The organism is Sphingomonas sp. 8AM, from assembly GCF_902506455.1.
Classification (GTDB): domain Bacteria; phylum Pseudomonadota; class Alphaproteobacteria; order Sphingomonadales; family Sphingomonadaceae; genus Sphingomonas.
This window is the reverse complement of sequence record NZ_LR733844.1, coordinates 1,178,043-1,195,617: the sequence shown is the minus strand read 5'-3', so window position 1 is coordinate 1,195,617 and position 17,575 is coordinate 1,178,043. Positions and strand designations below refer to the sequence as shown.

The 17,575-nt window shown below is 68.5% G+C and carries 17 protein-coding genes and 2 pseudogenes; 12 read left to right on the top strand and 7 right to left on the bottom strand.

All coding sequences use genetic code 11. The annotated features are described in order from the left end of the window. Positions 1-15: 15 nt before the first annotated feature. Entirely contained in the window at positions 16-1,086 is a 1,071-nt protein-coding gene (locus BACI71_RS06005; protein WP_236552841.1) for an LLM class flavin-dependent oxidoreductase, read from the bottom strand. A gap of 157 nt (positions 1,087-1,243) precedes the next feature. Between BACI71_RS06005 and BACI71_RS06000 the strand changes: the two genes are divergently transcribed. The 3 genes and pseudogenes from BACI71_RS06000 to BACI71_RS17865 all read left to right on the top strand — a co-directional run. Then, positions 1,244-2,350 (top strand): Gfo/Idh/MocA family protein, encoded by a 1,107-nt coding sequence (locus BACI71_RS06000; protein ID WP_201297305.1) that lies wholly within the window; start codon positions 1,244-1,246, stop codon positions 2,348-2,350. A 35-nt stretch (positions 2,351-2,385) separates the two neighbouring features. Then, a complete protein-coding gene (locus BACI71_RS05995; RefSeq protein WP_159756331.1) occupies positions 2,386-3,498 on the top strand; it encodes an acyltransferase family protein in 1,113 nt (370 codons plus the stop codon). An 83-nt stretch (positions 3,499-3,581) separates the two neighbouring features. Next, positions 3,582-3,829: pseudogene (locus tag BACI71_RS17865) on the top strand (transposase); the annotation flags it as partial. Position 3,830: 1 nt separating this feature from the next. Here BACI71_RS17865 and BACI71_RS17860 read toward each other — a convergent pair. Beyond that, positions 3,831-4,010: pseudogene (locus BACI71_RS17860) on the bottom strand (energy transducer TonB); the annotation flags it as partial. A 224-nt stretch (positions 4,011-4,234) separates the two neighbouring features. Between BACI71_RS17860 and BACI71_RS05985 the strand changes: the two are divergent. Then, positions 4,235-5,131, top strand: a complete 897-nt coding sequence (locus BACI71_RS05985) for a hypothetical protein (RefSeq protein ID WP_236552840.1) — start codon at positions 4,235-4,237, stop codon at positions 5,129-5,131. Here the strand turns inward: BACI71_RS05985 and BACI71_RS05980 are convergent. Further along, on the bottom strand, positions 5,106-5,486 hold the full coding sequence (locus BACI71_RS05980) for a dihydroneopterin aldolase (RefSeq protein WP_159756326.1): 381 nt from the start codon (positions 5,484-5,486) through the stop codon (positions 5,106-5,108). The genes BACI71_RS05985 and BACI71_RS05980 overlap by 26 nt on opposite strands. After that, a complete protein-coding gene (locus BACI71_RS05975) occupies positions 5,483-6,115 on the bottom strand; it encodes a glutathione S-transferase family protein (RefSeq protein WP_159756323.1) in 633 nt (210 codons plus the stop codon). The genes BACI71_RS05980 and BACI71_RS05975 overlap by 4 nt, the downstream gene beginning before the upstream one ends. A 120-nt stretch (positions 6,116-6,235) precedes the next feature. Here BACI71_RS05975 and BACI71_RS05970 point away from each other — a divergent pair, with 120 nt between their 5' ends. From BACI71_RS05970 to BACI71_RS05955, 4 genes are read left to right on the top strand one after another with little or no spacing between them, the layout of a single operon-like run. After that, on the top strand, positions 6,236-6,745 hold the full coding sequence (locus tag BACI71_RS05970) for a GNAT family N-acetyltransferase (RefSeq protein WP_159756320.1): 510 nt from the start codon (positions 6,236-6,238) through the stop codon (positions 6,743-6,745). A 37-nt stretch (positions 6,746-6,782) separates the two neighbouring features. After that, the gene (locus tag BACI71_RS05965) at positions 6,783-7,343 is read left to right on the top strand and encodes a DUF1285 domain-containing protein (RefSeq protein WP_201297303.1); all 561 of its coding nucleotides are present in this window, start codon (positions 6,783-6,785) and stop codon (positions 7,341-7,343) included. Further along, positions 7,340-7,924, top strand: a complete 585-nt coding sequence (locus BACI71_RS05960) for a CoA pyrophosphatase (RefSeq protein ID WP_236552839.1) — start codon at positions 7,340-7,342, stop codon at positions 7,922-7,924. The genes BACI71_RS05965 and BACI71_RS05960 overlap by 4 nt, the downstream gene beginning before the upstream one ends. Next, on the top strand, positions 7,912-9,108 hold the full coding sequence (locus tag BACI71_RS05955) for a CCA tRNA nucleotidyltransferase (protein WP_201297302.1): 1,197 nt from the start codon (positions 7,912-7,914) through the stop codon (positions 9,106-9,108). The genes BACI71_RS05960 and BACI71_RS05955 overlap by 13 nt, the downstream gene beginning before the upstream one ends. On the opposite strand, the gene BACI71_RS05950 is transcribed toward BACI71_RS05955, so the two are convergent. The 3 genes from BACI71_RS05950 to gcvA all read right to left on the bottom strand — a co-directional run bounded on the left by BACI71_RS05950 (position 9,078) and on the right by gcvA (position 14,090). Beyond that, positions 9,078-10,745 carry a putative bifunctional diguanylate cyclase/phosphodiesterase gene (locus BACI71_RS05950; protein WP_159756311.1) on the bottom strand — a complete coding sequence of 556 codons (1,668 nt, stop codon included), beginning with the start codon at positions 10,743-10,745 and terminating at the stop codon, positions 9,078-9,080. The genes BACI71_RS05955 and BACI71_RS05950 overlap by 31 nt on opposite strands. A gap of 128 nt (positions 10,746-10,873) precedes the next feature. Continuing rightward, on the bottom strand, positions 10,874-13,123 hold the full coding sequence (gene parC / locus BACI71_RS05945) for a DNA topoisomerase IV subunit A (protein WP_159756308.1): 2,250 nt from the start codon (positions 13,121-13,123) through the stop codon (positions 10,874-10,876). Positions 13,124-13,175: 52 nt separating this feature from the next. Further along, positions 13,176-14,090 carry a transcriptional regulator GcvA gene (gene gcvA / locus BACI71_RS05940; RefSeq protein ID WP_236552838.1) on the bottom strand — a complete coding sequence of 305 codons (915 nt, stop codon included), beginning with the start codon at positions 14,088-14,090 and terminating at the stop codon, positions 13,176-13,178. A 75-nt stretch (positions 14,091-14,165) separates the two neighbouring features. On the opposite strand from gcvA, the gene BACI71_RS05935 reads away from it, so the two are divergent. The 4 genes from BACI71_RS05935 to BACI71_RS05920 all read left to right on the top strand — a co-directional run bounded on the left by BACI71_RS05935 (position 14,166) and on the right by BACI71_RS05920 (position 17,483). Then, positions 14,166-14,327 (top strand): hypothetical protein, encoded by a 162-nt coding sequence (locus BACI71_RS05935; protein ID WP_159756305.1) that lies wholly within the window; start codon positions 14,166-14,168, stop codon positions 14,325-14,327. 287 nt (positions 14,328-14,614) lie between these two features. Then, positions 14,615-15,772 carry an OpgC family protein gene (locus BACI71_RS05930; RefSeq protein WP_159756302.1) on the top strand — a complete coding sequence of 386 codons (1,158 nt, stop codon included), beginning with the start codon at positions 14,615-14,617 and terminating at the stop codon, positions 15,770-15,772. Further along, positions 15,751-16,659 (top strand): alpha/beta hydrolase, encoded by a 909-nt coding sequence (locus BACI71_RS05925; RefSeq protein ID WP_236552837.1) that lies wholly within the window; start codon positions 15,751-15,753, stop codon positions 16,657-16,659. Before BACI71_RS05930 ends, BACI71_RS05925 begins: the two co-directional genes overlap by 22 nt. After that, complete coding sequence (locus BACI71_RS05920) at positions 16,659-17,483, top strand: DUF4349 domain-containing protein (protein WP_159756299.1); 825 nt, start codon at positions 16,659-16,661, stop codon at positions 17,481-17,483. The genes BACI71_RS05925 and BACI71_RS05920 overlap by 1 nt, the downstream gene beginning before the upstream one ends. The last annotated feature ends 92 nt before the right edge of the window (positions 17,484-17,575 follow it).

The window sequence follows — 17,575 nt, the reverse complement described above, 5'->3', positions numbered from 1 at the left end:
ACGCCGCCAAGCCGCTCACAGCACCAACGGCGCATGGTCGATCCGCGGCAGGACGTGGCGCGCGAACAGATCGGCCTCGGCGGCGTGCGGATAGCCTGACAGGATGAACGCATCGATTCCCGCGGCGCGATACGCCTGCAGTTTGGCGAGTACCTGATCGGGATCGCCGACAATCGCCGCGCCGCACCCCGAGCGAGCGCGCCCGATGCCGGTCCACAGGTTCGCCTCGGCATAGCCGTCGTCGGCTCCATCGCGAAGCTCGGCCTGCCGCCGCACCCCCGCCGATTGCGAATCGAGCGAGCGCGCGCGGATCGCTGCGCCGGTCGCGTCGTCGAGCTTCGACAACAGCCGCTCCGCCGCCGCGCGCGCTTCCGCCTCGGTCTCGCGCACCACGACATGCACGCGATAGCCGAAGCGCAGCGTGCGGCCATGTCGGGCGGCGCGTGCGCGCAGGTCGGCGACGATCCCCCGCACGCCGTCCATCGTGTCGGGCCACATCAGATAGACGTCCGCGCCCTGCGCCGCCGCCTCGCGCGCCGCCTCGGACAGCCCGCCGAAATAGAAGGACGGGCAGCGCCCCGACACCGTCGTCACGCGCGGCGGATCGAGCTTCAGCTTCCAGAACGCGCCATCGTGATCGAGCGGCTTGCCGTCCAGCAAGGTGCGCAAGATGTGCATCGCCTCGACCGTGCGCGCATAGCGCGGCGCGCTGTCGAGCGTCTCGCCGGGCAGGTCGCTGGAGATGATGTTGACGGTCAATCGCCCGCCCAGCATCCCGTCGATCGTCGCGATCTGCCGCGCCAGTTGCGGCGGCCAGCTTTCGCCGATCCGCACCGCCATCAACAGCCGCATCCGGCGCAGCAACGGCGCGATCCCGGCGGCGAAGGCGGTCGTGTCGATCCCCAGCGCATAGCCCGACGGCAACAGACAATTGTCATAGCCCGCGGTTTCCGCCTGCACCACGATGTCGCGGCAATGCTCCCACGTCGACCGCAGTGCCGGGTCGGGGACGCCCAGAAACTCGTAATCGTCGTCGCACAGCGCGGAAAACCAGCTGATCTCGCAAGGCCCCGGGGTCGTCGTCACGGCATTGCTCTCCATCAGCCTGTCCGGCGAGGCTCATGCCAGCCCGCGGCACCGCTCGCCAGATGCTGCCGCTTTGCCGCTGCAAAGCTTTGCCCTCTTGTCGAATGGCTGCGATCGGCAGGAAAGCGCGACGCAGACGCGAGAGCAAGGACCGACGATGACGGCAAAAATCCGGTACGGCGTGGTGGGCACGGGCATGATGGGGGTCGAGCACCTCCGCAACATCGCGCTGCTCCCCGATGCCGAGGTCGTCGCGATCGTCGACCCGGTCGCCACCTCGCTCGGCTGGGCGAGGGACGCGCTGGGCGACCACGCCGCTGCGGTCGAGAGCTTCGACGACGTCGCGACGTTCGCGCGCACCGCGCAGGTCGACGCGATCGTCGTCGCCTCGCCCAACCACACCCACCGCGCGGTGCTCGACCCGCTGTTCGGAATGGACGCCGCGATCCTCTGCGAAAAGCCACTCGCCACCACGCTGGCCGACGCCCGCTGGATCGTCGAGTGCGCCGCCGCGCACCCGCGCCCGTTCTGGACCGGGATGGAATATCGCTTCATGCCTCCCGCCGCCGCGTTCATCGAACAGATCCACGCGGGGCGGGTCGGCACGTTGCGAATGCTCTCGATCCGCGAGCATCGTTTTCCGTTTTTGCCGAAAGTCGGTGACTGGAACCGCTTCGCCCGCAACACAGGGGGCACGATGGTCGAGAAATGCTGTCACTTCTTCGATCTGATGCGGGTTATTATCGGGTCGGAAGCGGTACGCGTCTATTGTTCGGGCGCTACCGATGTGAACCATCTCGACGAGTTGTACGACGGCCAGCGGCCCGACATCATCGACAACAGCTTCACCACCGTCGATTTCGCCAATGGAGTCCGTGCGATGCTGGACCTTTCGATGTTCGCGGACGGCGCCGAACACCAGGAAGAGATGACCGCGACCGGCGATGCAGCGCGCCTCGACGTGTTGATTCCGCCGGGAAATCTGGTGTTCAGCCCGCGCGTCGGCTTTCGCGGCGAGAAGCGCGTCGAACGCACCCGCGTCGCGATCGACCCGGTCGCTCACGCCGCCGGGAGCCACGAAGGCGCGACCTTCTTTCAACATCTTGCCTTCGCGGCGGCGGTGCGTGGCGAAGCGCCGGTCGAGGTCACCGCCACCGACGGACTGCGCGCGGTCGAAATCGGGGTCGCCGCCGAAATCAGCGCCCGCGAGCACCGCGTGGTCGACATCGCGGAAGTCCGCGCGCTCGACGCATCCGACGCTTAACCGGCGATCAGCGAGATCAGCAGCATAGCCCGTCCATGACGAAACCGACCCAGTGCAAGGCGCCGCCGCGTAACGCCGGCATCGACCTTCTCCGTATCCTGATGACGGCGCTGGTGATCCTGCACCATACCGCCATTGCGTACGGCGGATCGGGGGGCTGGTTCTGGCGTGAGCAGCCGAACGCCTCCAACCCGCTGCTCGTCATGTTCAACGCGATCAACCAGTCCTATTTCATGGGCTTGTTCTTTCTCTTCGCCGGCTATTACACGCCGCTGTCGATCGACCGGAAGGGCCTGCGGCTTTATCTGGCGGACCGCCTCGTGCGGCTGGGCGTGCCGCTGTTCGTATTCTTCTTCGTGCTCCACCCGCTCACCGTCGCGCTGGCCGACACCGGCACGCAGAGCGGCCTTCTGCAGCGATGGAGGCAAGGGATCATCGACGGGCCGCATGGCCCCGGGCCTTTGTGGTTCGCGATCGCGCTGCTCATTTTCGCGCTGGCCTACACTGCGTGGCGCGGGCTGCTGCCGGAGTGGTTGTCGCCGCCGAAGGCGCTGCCCCGCCGCACCGTGATCCTGCTGGCGATTGTCGCGATGGGTTTGGTGACATTTGCCGTCCGCCTCGTGATCCCGGTCGGGCGTGAGATCCTGTGGCTGCAACTCGGTTATTTCCCGAGCTATATCGCGCTGTTCGCGCTGGGGATCGCCGCCGCACGGAACCGCCTGCTTGAACAGGTGACGATGCGGATTGCACGGCCATGGCTCGCGCTGACGCTGGCGGCGCTCGCGTCGCTGCCGTTGGTCGTGGCGTCGCAGGGCGCCGCGGGCGGGTTCGAGGGCGGCATGAATCGCAACGCGCTCTACTATGCACTTTGGGAGCCGTGTGTAGCGACGGGCGTGATCCTCGGCCTCCTGGCATGGGCGAACCGCAGACGGCACACCGCCGCCCCGATGGCGAGGTGGCTTGCCGCCAGCGCGTTCGGCGCCTTCATTCTCCATCCGCCGGTGTTGGTGGCGCTGGGCGTTCTCGCGTCGTCATGGTCGGCCGCCCCGTTGATCAAGTTCCTCGTCATCGGCGCCGCGGCCTGCGGCGCCTCATTCGCGATCGCCGGGGCAAGCCGGCTGATACCGGCGGTGCGGCGCATCATCTAGGCCGGATCGACATTCAGGATTCCCAAACGCCGTGAAGGCTGATTCATAGGCATCCGTGTCGAGGCTCGGAGCGAGTGATGGGGATTAAGCGGTACGAGTTGAGCGAGGCGCAATGGTCGCGGATTGCATCGCTGGTTCCGGGCAAGACAGCTGACCCGGGCCGGACGGGCTTCGATAACCGCTTGTTCGTGAACGGATGTTTGTGGGTGCTGCGTTCGGGAGCGCACTGGTGCGATCTGCCGGAACGCTACGGCAAGTGGAAGACGGTGCACCGACGTTTCAGTCGCTGGTGTCATGCCGGCGTTTGGGAGCGGGTGTTCGAGGCGCTGACNCTCCGGCGGCGGGGGCGGTGGCTCCTCGACGTCGAACGTGTTCAGCTTCTCGACCTGCTTCTTGACGAAATTCGTCGCGAGGCCGGTTATGAAGGCATAGCCAAGGGCAACGTGGATCAGCGCGACGATTACCAGCGCGCCAACCTTGCCCCCGCTCATCTTCTGGTCAGAATAGGCCATTCAGCAACGAAACTCCCTCATCCTGCGGCCCGTGGCGTGACCGGATCGGAATCCGGTCGGGTTGTTAACCTTTCCGTAGCGCCCAATAGGCTACCACAGACACACAAGTCCTATCGCGCGCCTTTTGGGAGCGCAAACGCTTTGTCGGACGCAACAAACGTACAGCCGGACTGCGACGTTTTTATTTCTGTATCGTTTGTGCGCCCGCGTCTATCCCATGCGTTATGACGAAGCGCTTTTTTTTCCTGTTCTCCACCGCCGTGCTGCTGGCGACCGGGGCGCCCCCGCGGGCGGCGGTCGCCCAGCAACCGCCCGCCGACGCACCCGTTCTCGCCGAACCGGGTTACGCCGACCTCGCCGATCTGGTGATCGCCAGCCCGCTGGTGGTCGACGCGACGATTCGCTCGGCCTCGCGAATCAAGGGCGCCGAGGCGGCGGGGCTCGCGCCCGGCAGGACGCGCTTCTACGTCGAGGCGGATGTGACGACGCTGGTCCGCGGTGCCAGCGCGATCCCGGCGCGGGTCGGCTGGGTGGTCGATGTCGCCCCGGACTGGCGTGGGCGGGTGCCCTCGCTCAAAAAGCGTCGCGTTCTCGCCTTTGCGCGTCCCGTTGCGGGACAGGCAGGGCAAATCCAGCTGGTCGAACCCGGCGCGCAGCACGATTGGAGCCCCGCGCTGGAGCAGCGCGTGCGGGCGGTCGCCTCCGAACTGGCCGCGCCGGACGCGCCGCCGGTCATTACCGACGTCGGCAACGCCTTCCACGTTCCCGGCGCACTGCCCGGCGAGGGGGAGACGCAAATATTCCTGCGCACCCGCGATGATCGCCCCGCCGCGCTGTCGATCCTGCGCCGCCCCGGCGAACAGCCGCGCTGGTCGGTCGCGCTGAGCGAGATCATCGACGATTCGGCGCCGACGCCGCGCCGCGACACGTTGCTGTGGTACCGGCTGGCCTGCGCCCTGCCCGCGACCCTGCCGGAGCGGAGCACCGCGTCGCTCTCGCCCGACGATGCGACGCAGGCGCAGGCCGATTACGCCTTCGTGATCGAACAGCTCGGCGCGTGCCGCCCGGTGCCTGCCGCGGCAACTGCCGGGCCGGTCAGCGCCGGTGCCGGACCAGTGTGATGCCGATCGCCTCTCCGGCCTCGGCGATCGCGAGCTTGACGATCTTCACCTTCACGCGTCGGACGCGCTCGTCCTGAAGGAACAGTGTCTCGGCGATGTGATCGGCGACGGCCTCGATCAGCGTAAAATGCCCCGCGGTCGACAAGGCGTCGGTCGCGGCATGTTTGAGGTCGAGATAATTCTTCGACGCCGACAAAGGCGTGTCCGGCGTATAAAGCGGCGGTGCGTCGAGCAGCACCGTCAGCGAGATGCGCAACGGCTGCGGCAGGTGCGTCTCTTCCGAATAGATGCCGGTCAGGACCTGCACTTCAAGATCGTGGACCTCGAGTTCCAGCGTATCGGGAGCGTAGGTCATGCGCTGGCACTCGGACGCGCGACGACGGCATCGTGCCAGCGGCGCAGGTGGGACACGCCCTCCGGCAGCTTGAGCTTCACCGCCTTGGCAAAATCGACCGTGACCAGCGCGGTGATGTCGGCGTAGCTGTAGCGGTCGCCCGCGACCCATTCGCTGCTGGCCAGGCGCGCGTCGAGCATGATCGAAAACGCTTCCCACATCCGCTTGCCGCGCGCCGCGAGCGCGGGAATCTGCGGCAGCTCGGGCCAGTGCCCGGGCTCCGCGCGATCAGCAAAACGCCCCGCCACGTTGCGCAGCGCATAGACGCAGGCGGCATAGCCCTCCGCCTCGACACGGCGGGTCCATGCAGTGATGCGCGCGATCTCGACTGGACGGGCGCCGAACAGCGGCGGATCGGGGTGGAGCGCCTCGAAGAATCGGCAGATCGCCGTCGAGTCGCCGATCACCTCGCCGTCGTCCAGCTGCAATGCGGGAACGGTTCCGCGCGGGTTGATTGCCAGATAGCCGGGCTGCAGATGCTCACCGCTTTTCAGGTCGACCAGCACGCGCTCGACGGAGATCGCTTTCTCCGCCAGATAGATCCGCACGCGCCGCGGGCTGGGTGCGGGATCGGCGTCGTAGAGCTTCATGCGGTCAATCCGGTTGCCATCGTTGCCGTCGCCACGTGTCCGTTGCCGAGCGGCGGGGCTCGCCCTAAAGCGCCCGCGCCCGGGCGTCCACCTCGATCGCGGGCAGGAGGCAGCGCGCGCGTGACCCAGATGGTGCCGATCGATTCGATCGCCGGTGAAGCCGTTGAGCAATTGCTCGATCGCGCGTTCGGCCGCGACCGGCACGCGCGCACCGCCTATCGCCTCCGCGCCGGAACGCACGCCATCGCCGCGCTGAGCTTCGCGCTGGTCGACGGCGAGTCGCTGCTCGGCTCGATCCAGTGCTGGCCGGTGCAGTTCGACGGCGATGACGGGTCCGTCCGGCCGCTGGTGCTGGTCGGCCCGGTCGCGATCGTGCCCGAGCGGCAGCAGGAAGGTCTCGGGCGGCGCCTGATGGAGGCGGCGCTTGCCGCTGCCGCGGGCGGCCCGCCGCTCGTGTTGATCGGCGACCCGGAATATTACGGCCGCTTCTTCGGGTTTGACGCCGCCGCGACCGCGCAGTGGCGGCTGCCCGGTCCGGTCGAGCGGCATCGGCTGCTCGCACGCGGCGCCAATCTGCCCGCGCTACCCGGCGTGCTCGGCCCCCGTCGCCACGCCAGCGCCGCAGCCTGACCTTTACCCGGTACGGTCCGCATCCTAGGTGAGCGCGATGCCAATGGCGCCGCTCCCCGATTTCGACACACTGACCGTCGCCGACATGGCGCGGCTCGCCGACACCGACCGGCTGCCGCCGGTCGAACGCTGGCAGCCGGCACATTGCGGCGACAGCGAAATGCGCATCGCACGCGACGGCACCTGGTATCATCAGGGTGCCCCGATCACCCGCCCGGCGATGGTGCGCGCGTTCAGCCGCATCCTGCGCCGCGAGCCCGATGGCGGCTATGTCCTCGTCACCCCGGTCGAGAAGCTCGACATCGCCGTCGAGGAGGCGCCGTTCGTCGCGCAGGAGATGAAGGTCGAGGGTCAGGGGCGCGACGCGACGCTGGCGTTCCGGCTCAACACCGGCGAGCTGGTAACCGCCTCGGCCGCGCATCCGCTGCGCTTCGAGGAGCGCGCCGATGGACCGCACCCCTATGTCCACGTTCGAGGCGGGCTGGAGGCGTTGATCGCACGCCCGGTCTATTATGAACTCGCCGAGCGCGCGCTGGCCGGGGACGACGCGCCCCCTGGCGTATGGAGCGCCGGCACCTTCTTCGCACTGCAACCGTGACGCTTGCCGAGCGGCTCGCCGCCGCGTTGACCAGCGAGTCGGCGCCGGCGCTGGCCGGCGACGATCACGATCATCCCGGCGAGCTGGTCCTGACGCCGGCGGCAGTGCTGGTCGCCATCACCGACCGCCCCGCCCCCGGCGTGCTGCTGACCCAGCGGACCGAAACGCTGCGCCGCCACGCCGGCCAGGTCGCGTTTCCCGGCGGTCGCGTCGACCCCGGTGAGGACGCGATCACTGCCGCGCTGCGGGAGGCCGAGGAAGAGATCGCCTTGCCGCGCGGCGCGGTAACCGTGATCGGCACCTCCGATCCGTATCGCACCGGCACCGGTTACGCGATCACGCCAGTCATCGGGATCGTGCCCCCCGACCTCCCGCTGGTGGCGAGCGAGGCAGAGGTGGCAGCGGTGTTCGAGGTGCCCCTAGCCTTTCTGCTTGACCCGGCCAACCAGCGCGCGGCGACCGCAATCTATCAGGGCCGCGCACGGCACTATGTGGAGATGATGTGGAACGAACGGCGGATCTGGGGCGCGACTGCGGGGATGATCGTCAACCTCTCGAGACGGCTGCAATGGCCAGCATGACGCTGCCCGCCGCCGCGTGGCGCACCCGCGCCGGGCTCGACCGGTTGATCGACGCGCTGGATGGGGCGAACGGCATGGCGCGGTGGGTGGGCGGCGCCGTGCGCGACTCGCTACTCGGGCTGCCAGTCGCCGACATTGATCTGGCGACGCGCTTCGCGCCTGAAGAGGTGGTGCGCCGGCTCGAGGCGGCAGGGATCAAGGCGGTGCCGACCGGCATCGCTCACGGCACCGTGACCGCGGTCAGCGAGGGAACGGTCGTCGAGGTTACGACGCTGCGCCGCGACGTTGCCACCGATGGGCGCCATGCCGTCGTCGCTTTCTCCGACGACTGGCGCGAGGATGCCGCACGACGCGATTTCACGATGAACGCGCTCTATGCCGATCCGCTGACCGGTGCGCTGTTCGACTGGTTCGGGGGGCTTGACGATCTCGCCGCGCGGCGCGTGCGGTTCATCGGCGATCCTTACCGCCGGATCGCCGAGGATCACCTGCGCATCCTTCGCTTCTTCCGCTTCCACGCGCGCTTCGGCGACACCGTCGACGCCGCCGGGCTGGAGGCGTGCGTCGCGCGTGCCAACGACCTGATGGCGCTCAGCCGCGAGCGGATCGCCGCCGAATTGCTCAAGCTGCTGGTCGCGCCCGGCGCGGTGCCGGTGGTGGCGTTGATGGTATCGCGCGGAATCTTCCGTCCGGTGCTTCCCGAGATCGATGCCGGCGGCGTCACCCGACTCACGGCTCTCGTGGGACGCGAAGCCGCCGCTGGCGTCGCCCCCGACGCGATCCGGCGACTCGCGTCGCTGGTCGCACCGGAGGCGGCCGAAGGGGTCGGCGCACGGCTCAAATTATCGAACAGCGACCGCAAGCGGCTGATCCAGAGCACCGCCGGTGGCGGCGGCGAAGGCGCGCGTGCGCTCGGCTATCGCGTCGGCCTCGAAAGCGCGATCGACCGGCTGCTGCTCGCCGGAGAAGACCTGCACGACCTGATCGGCTGGCAGCGCCCGTCGCTGCCGATCGGCGGCGGCGCGCTGGTCGCGCGCGGGTTGGCGAAGGGGCCCGACGTCGCGCGGACCCTGCGCGCGATCGAGGATCGCTGGATTGCGGAGGATTTCCCAGCCGCCGACCGGGTCGCGGCCATCGCCGACGAGGAGGTCGCTCAGGCGTTGCGCTCGCGCAGGAACGCATAGGCGGCGTCGGGTTCCAGCGGGCGGGCATAAGCGTAACCCTGCCCGAAGGTGCAACCGAGCGCGGCCAGCGTCTGTCCGACGTCGATCGCCTCGATCCCCTCCGCAACCGTATCCATCCCCAGCGCCTGCGACAGCCCGAGGATCGCGCGGACGATCGCCACCTTGTCACGATCGGTCAGCAGGCCGGTGACGAAGCTGCGGTCGATCTTGAGCACGTCGATCGGCAGCTTCTGCAACGAGGCGAGGTTCGAGAAGCCGGTCCCGAAATCGTCCATCGCGATCGAGACGCCGGTCTCCTTCAGCCCGGTCAGCACGCGGGCGATCCGGTCGGGATCGTTGATCAGCGCGCTCTCGGTGATCTCCAGCTTCAGCCGCGCCCCAGCCAGCCCGGTGTCGTTGAGCGCGCGGCGCACGACCCCGGCGATCGAGTCGCGCTGCAACTGGATCGGTGACAGGTTGACCGCCACGGTCGCGCCGCAATCGCCGCCCGCGCGACAGTCCCATTCCGCCAGCGTACGGAGTGCGCTGTCGAGCGCCCAGCGCCCCAGCGGCACGATCAGCCCCGATTCCTCGGCAACCGGAATGAAGCGCCCCGGTTCGTGGCGAACGCCCTGCTCGTCGGTCCAGCGCGCCAGCGCCTCGAACCCGCTGACCCGCCCGGTGCCCAGATCGCAGATCGGCTGATAGACGAGATTGAGCTGCTCGCTCTCGATCGCGCGACGCAATGCGGTTTCCATCGCAAACTCGGCGCGCGCCGAATCGAGCGCGCGGGTCTGATAGGCTTCGGCATTCTTGGTCGATTTCGACTTCTTCATCGCCACTTGCGCGTGGCGGATCACGTCCTCGGCATCGGCCACCCCGGCGTCCCCGAAGGCGATGCCGATCGCGCACGAGACGCGCAGTTCGTATTCGCTCAGCCGGAACGGCGTCGCGAGCGCGTCACGGATGCGGCGCGCGACCTGCTCGGCCTCCTCGCGCCCGGCGTCGATCGTCAGCAGCACGCCAAACTCGTCGCCGCCGGTTCGCGCCAGCGTGTCGCGGTGTCGCAATGCACCCTTGATCCGGCGCGCGACGGTAATCAGCAGCTCGTCCCCGGTCAGCGACCCCAGACAGGCATTGAAGCGGCTGAAGCGATCGAGGTCGATCATCAGCACCGCCCAGCAGGCGTTGCCCTGCGCGATGCTCGCTTCCAGCGCGTCGGTGAAGCCGCCGCGATTGGGCAGTCCGGTCAGGCTGTCGGTCGCCATCTCGCGGCGTAGCGTCTCTTCGGTACGCACCTCCGCGGTCTGATCGACGAACGACGCGATACAGGCGTGGTCGGCGCGCTGCGGCAACCGCGATAGCGTCAGCCGGTAGTGGCGACGTTCGACCGCCGCGCCGGTTTGCCAATCGCGCTCCTCGCTCTGCGCGTCGGAGGCGAGAAACGCCTCGACGATCGGGCTCAGATGGGGTTCGTCGAGCAAACGGGCACGGGTGAAGGCACGGTTATGGACCTCGAACCGTGCACGCCCCGCCTTGAGCGCCACCAGCGCCAGCGGGATCGGCACGAGCTCCAGCGAACCCTGATGCGCCGTCAGGCCGGGCGACTCGAGCGGAGTCGCCGTTTGCCGGGTCAGCCATGTCGCACGCGTTGCCATCACCGCCCTGACTAGCGGCGAAGGGTTAAGAGCGGCTTTAAGAGCACAAATCGGCGCAGACGGATCGATACGCGGCCGGCACGACCCTAGGCGCAGGTCATGATCGGATGGTTAACGCAGCAACAGGGTCAAAAGCGGTTGTCCCGCGGGAAGCCGTTTGGCGGCATCCGGCCCGCGGCACCGCGCGCGGTGCGCCATTGCGACAGGTCCGCCTCGGTGCGGGTCCGCCCGCTACCCCCGCCCATCGCCCAGCTCAGCCCGTCGCCGAACACCAGCGTCCGCGCGTCCGCCAGCCCGCCGTCGCGATACCGCTGCAATTGCACCCCCTGCCCGCGCGTCATCTCGGGCAGGTCGGCGATCGGGAACAGCGCCAGCTTGCGATTGTCGCCGATCACCGCGACATAATCGTCCGCGGGCGCGACCGGGCGGACCACCGCCAGCGTCGCCCCGGCGCGCGGCGTCACCACCGTCTTGCCCTTGCGCGTCTCGGCAATCACGTCGGCGACCGGCACGATGAACCCGCGCCCGTCGCTGGCGGCGACCAGCAGCCGCGCCGCGCGCGCCGCGCTGAGGAAGGCGATGATCGGCACACTGCCGTCGAGGTCGATCGACGCGCGCACCGGCTCGCCGAAGCCGCGCCCGCCGGGCAATTTGTCCGCCGCCAGCGTGAAGAACCGCCCGTTGCCCGCCGCCAGCAGCAATTTGTCGGTGGTCTGCGCATGAAAGGCGAAGGCCGGGCCGTCGCCTTCCTTGAACTTCAGCGTCTCGGGGGCTGACAGGTCGACATGCCCCTTCATCGCGCGAATCCAGCCACGTGCCGAGAGGATGACGCTGATCGGCTCGCGCTCGATCATCGCTTCCAGCGGGATGTCGCGCGCCGCCGCCTGTTCGCGCAACTCGGTCCGCCGCTTGCCGAGCACCGTCTCCGGGCCGTAGCGGTCGCGCACCTTGCGGAAATCGGCCTTCAGCCGCGTACGCTGCTTCGCCTCCGATCCGAGCAAGGCCGTCAGCGTCGCCTGCTCCTTCTCCAGCGCCGCCTGCTCGCGCTTCAGCTCCATTTCCTCCAGCCGGCGCAGGCTACGCAGCCGCATGTTGAGGATCGCCTCGGCCTGCCGATCGGTCAGCGCGAACTCGGCGATCATCACCGCCTTGGGCTCGTCCTCGGTGCGGATGATCTCGATCACGCGGTCGAGATTGAGGAAGGCGATGATATAGCCGCCGACCAATTCCAGCCGGTCGGCGATCTTGCCCAGCCGATGCTCGGTCCGGCGTTGCAACACCACGAACTGATGCTCGACCCACGCCGACAGCGCGGCGCGCAGCGACATCACGCGCGGGGTACGATCCTTGTCGAGCACGTTGAGGTTGAGCGGGACGCGCGTCTCCAGATCGGACAGCCGGAACAGCCCGTCCATCAGCACCTGCGCGTCGACGGTGCGGCTGCGCGGCTCCAGCACGATCCGCACCTGCTCGTCCGATTCGTCGCGCACGTCGGCGAGGATCGGCAGCTTCTTGTCCTCGATCAGCGCCGCGAGCTGTTCGATCAGCTTGCCCTTGGCGACGCCGTAGGGGATTTCCGACACCACCAGATGCCAGCCGCCGCCCTTCTCGGCGATCTTCTCGATCCGCGCGCGCACCCGGAACGCACCGCGCCCGGTCGCATAGGATTCGGCGATGATCGCGGGCGGATCGACCAGCAAGCCGCCGGTCGGAAAGTCCGGCCCCTTCACGAATTCAAGGATCGCGGCATCGTCGGCGTCCGGCCGGTCCACCAGCATGATCGCCGCATCCATCAGCTCGGCGGCATTGTGCGGCGGGACACTGGTCGCCATGCCGACCGCGATTCCGCTCGCCCCGTTCGCGAGCAGATTGGGGAAGGCGCCGGGGAACAGCTCGGGCTCCTGCTCCTCGCCGTTATAGGTCGGGCGAAACTCGGTCGCGTCTTCGTCGAGCCCGTCCATCAGGTCGATCGCGACCTGCGTCAGCCGCGCCTCGGTGTAGCGATAGGCGGCGGCGTTATCGCCGTCGATGTTGCCGAAATTGCCCTGCCCGTCGACCAGCGGGTAGCGGAGCGCGAAATCCTGCGCGAGCCGCACCATCGCGTCATAGACAGACTGGTCGCCATGCGGATGGTATTTACCGATCACGTCACCGACGACGCGCGCGCACTTCTTGTACCCCGAGGCCGGATCGAGCTTGAGCAGCCGCATCGCCCACAGCAGCCGCCTGTGCACCGGCTTCAGCCCGTCCCGCACGTCGGGCAGCGACCGCGCGGTGATCGTCGACAGCGCATAGACGAGATACCGCTCGCTCAGCGCACTGTCGAACGGAGCGTCCAGAATGCCGATCGGAGGATTGTCGGAGAGGTCGGTGGCCATGTCGCCGCGGGTGGTAGCAGCGCGGGGCGACGTTCCACAACCGTTCCCCGCGTCACCCCGCTGAATCGCCGAGCGTGGCGAGCAGCCATTCGCGGAAGCGCTTGATCTTGACCACCTTGGCTCGCGCCTCGGGATAGACCAGCCAATAGGCCGAGCTGTCCGTACCGACATGCGCGAACGGCTGGACCAGCCGTCCGGCGGCGAGATCGTTCTGCCAGAACAAGGGCGTGAGCATCGCCACCCCCTGCCCGGCGATCGCGGCGCGTCCCTCGTGCGCCTGCGAATCGAGGCGGATGCCCGTTCGCCGCGCCGCAATCACGTCGAGCCCGGCATCGCGTAGCCATGTCGCCCACCATGGATCGTGCGCGCTGATGAGCGGCAGCTGGAGCAGATCGGCGAGTTCGATCGCGCCGCCCTGTTCGGCGAGGAACGCCGGCGAGCACATCGGCGTAAAGTCGAGCGTCATCAGCCGGTGTGCGGCAAGCCCCGGCCAGTCGCCCGTGCCCGACCGGATCGCGACATCGACATCCTCCGTGGCGAAATTGGCGAGGCGATTGTCGGTGAGCATCCGCACCGCGGTGTCCGGGTGCGCGAGCTGAAAGCCGCCGAGTCGCCACGCCAGCCAGAGATTCGCGAACGTGTTGGTGGTCGAAACGGTCAGCACCGCTTCGTCTTCGGCGCGCACCCCGGCGAAGGCCGCATCGATCGCGTCGAAGGCGGCGGTGAGCTGCGACGCCGCGCGACGGCCGGCCTCGGTGAGCAGGACGCGCCGCCGTTCGCGGCGAAAGAGCGGCAGGCCAAGCCGTTCTTCGAGCAGGCGGATCTGATAACTAACCGCCGCCTGCGTCATCCCCAGCTCGACCGCAGCGGCGGTGAAATTCTCGTGCCGCGCGGCTGCCTCGAAAACACGGACGGCGGCAAGCGGCGGCAGGTGGCGCATCGGCGAAGGATAAGGCTGGCTTATCATCCCCGTCCATCGCTTTGTTGGCGCCGTACCGTGCTGCGGCGCATCATCCACCGGGTCTAGCGAAGGAGCATGGACATGAACGCCGAGTTCGAAAGCGACGCTTACGCCACCCACCACCGGCAACTCTCGCGCGGCATCCACCGGTTCGTTCAGCGTACATTGGCCGGCATGGCGCGGCTCCAGCGGCGGCAGTTCGCCGCGCCGTGGCAGGCCCCGCCGCGCCATTGTCACGATTAGGGTCCACCGACGCCCCCCTTCTCACGTCATTCCGGATGTGATCCGGGGTCCCGCTGCTTCTTGGCGGTGGAGGTAAAAGGAAGCGGAATCCCGGATCGGGTCCGGGATGACGGTATGCGGCTGTAGCCGAAAGCCGCGGGCCCAGCGCGACGACCGGGACACGGCGGCACGAAAAAGCGGCGGGCCGTGCACAACCGGTTCGCCTCGGCGACGCAGACCGCTATCACCGTCATGCTGCACCGCAACCGCGTTCGCCCGTTATCTGAAACAACCCTGGAGCCTGCCGTTTGCCACGTTACGGATTGATCGACGGGCTTCGCGGTTTCTTCCTCGTCTTCATGCTGGTCAACCACCTCGTCTTCACGGGTGGCTACTGGATGCAGAACATCAACCACAACAAGCTGGCGTTCGTCGAGGATGCGCAGGGCTTCGTGTTCCTGTCCGGGCTGATGATCGGACTGGTCTATGGCCGCAAGATGCTCAGGCTGGGGTACGACGAGGGACGGGCGCAGATTTGGCGACGCGCGTTCCAGCTTTACCGCTATGCGATGGGGATCGTCGTCGCGGTGCTGGTCGCGCGCGCGCTGCTGCCCGGCGCACCACAGGCGTGGGGCAATTGGCTGGGCCACACCAGCCTGACCGGCGATCCGTTGCGACTCGCTGCGATCGCGACCTTTCTGTTCCAGCCGACCGTCATGGACATCCTGCCGCAATATGTCCTCTACATGCTGGTCGCGCCGCCGATGGTGCGCTGGTGTCTCGACGGGCGCGTCGTGCCGGTCGCGACCGTTTCCGTGATCCTGTGGATCGCCGGCCAGCTCGCGATGCAGCGCTTCGTCACCGATCCGCTCGGGCAATGGGTGACGACGGGCGATGGTCAGGGAATGCGCGCGAGCTTCAACCTGCTCGGCTGGCAGCTCGTCTTCTTCTCCGGGATGATCGCGGGCGCGCTGACCGCCGCCGGGCGCGTCGAGTGGCAGCGCGTGTTCCGCGCCGACGTCGCCACCCCGGCCAGGGTCGCGCTGGCGATCTGCCTGTTCTTCGCGCCGCTGCGGCTGCTCAGCGCCTACGGGATGCTGCCGCAATGGCTGATCGAGAAGATCGACCTGCTCGGCATCCGCGGCGACTTCGGACCGATCTACCTCATCAACTTCGTCGCCGCGACCACCGGGCTGACGTGGCTGCTGATCGCCGGACAGGACCACCCCCGCCCCGGCGTGCGACGGGCCGCGTCATGGGCGCGCGGGCTGTTCTCGCTGGCGTTCCTGCGCCTGCTCGGGCGGCATTCGCTCTACGTCTATGTCTGGCACGTCGCGATCGTCTATGCGGTCTATTATGTCGACCAGACCCAGGGACCATTCGCGACATGGCTGAAGACCGCCATCGCCCTCGCGGGGATCGCGCTGCTGGCACTGCCCGCGTTGTGGCGCGAGCGCCGCAGCTGATCGCGCTTGCCGCGGCGTTGCTCGCCACGGCATGTACGACCGCGATGCCGCCGAAGCCGCTCACCTGGGCCGATCTGAGCGCCCGCCCGCGCGCCGCGCCCGATGCGACAATCGCTTATGGCAGCGACGCGATGCAAAAGGCCGACGTCTGGCTCCCCGCCGGGCCGGGGCCGCATCGCACCGTGCTGATGGTGCACGGCGGCTGCTGGCAGACCGAGATCGCCGACCGCCGGCTGATGGACTGGGTTGCCGACGACCTGCGCCGCAGCGGCTATGCGGTGTGGAACATCGACTATCGCGGCGTCGACCGGAGCGGCGGCGGCTACCCCGGCACCTTCGCCGATGCCGCGGCGGCCACCGACGCGCTGCGTACCCACGCCGCCCGCTTCGGGCTCGACCCGTCGCACGTCGTCGCGGTCGGCCATTCGGCGGGCGGACACCTCGCGCTGTGGCTCGCCGCGCGCCCGCGCCTTCCTGCGACCAGCCCGCTCGCCACCCGCGACCCGCTCAAGATCGCGCATGTCATCAGCCTCGGCGGCCTCCCCGATCTCGAAGCCACCGCCGCCAGCCCCGACAACGGCTGCGGTACGGAGGTGGTGGCGAAGCTGGTCAGCACCGGCCGCGCCGACCCATACGCCGACACATCGGTCCCGCGGCTCTTCCCGCTCGGCGTCCCGCAGGACCTCGTCAACGGCCGCGCCGACCGCATCATCCCGTTCCGCATGGCCACCGACTATGTCGCCCGCGCCCGCGCCGCCGGCGACTCCGCGACGCTCCACGACGTCGCGGACACCGGCCATGTCGAGCTGGTCACGCCGGGCACGGCAGCATGGACGGAAACGAAGCGGTTGATCGCGAAGGCGTTCAGCGAGGGAGGGCGGCGATGATGAAGCGGTGGCTTCTTGGCGTTGCGATGCTTCTGGCAAGCTGCGGAAGCCCGACGAACAGTAACAAGCTCAACACCTTTGACGTCGAGGAACCCGCCGCCGCGGCAAAGAACGAGGGCGGCCCGCAGATCGCCTACAGCTACGACCTCGCCTATCGCCTCGACCCCGGCACGCTCGACTCCGTGCACCGCGCGCACCTCGCCCTGTGCCGCAACCTGACGCGCGAGCGCTGCATCGTCATGGAGGATGCGGTCACCCACAATCCCCGCGGCGACGATGCGGGGAATCTTCGGCTGCTGGTCGACGCGCGGCTCGCTGCCACCTTCGGCCAGCAACTCGATGCGCGTGTCACCGCCGCCGGGGGCGCGTTGCAGACCCGCCGCGTGACGGCCGAGGACGTGACCAAACAGGTCGTTGATGTCGAGGCGCGGTTGCGCGCCAAACAGGCGCTCGCCGACCGTTTGTTCAGGCTGATCCAGAACGGTGGGGGCAGCGTCGGCGATCTCGTCACGGCGGAGAAAGCCTATGCCGAGGTGCAGCAGGACCTCGACGCTGCGCGCGCGCTGCGCGCCGAGTTGCGGCGCCGCGTGGCGATGTCGGAACTGACGATCGCCTATTCGGTCACCCCCGCCGGCGGCGTATGGGCACCGGTCCGAACCGCATTCGGTCAGGGCGGCGACTCGTTCGCGGTCAGCGCCGCAGCGGCGATCACCTTCGTCATCGCCGCGACACCATGGCTGGTGATCGTCGGGCCTGCTATCTGGTTGCTGATCCTCGGCTGGCGGCGCTTCCGCCGCTGGCGCGCAGCCCGGGTGCGCGCCTGATTTGCAGCCACCGCCCCCTTCCCCTATAGCCGAGCCTGATTCCCCGCCCCGGCCGTCCGCAAACCTGCGCCGCCGGGGCGCTTCTTTTCGAG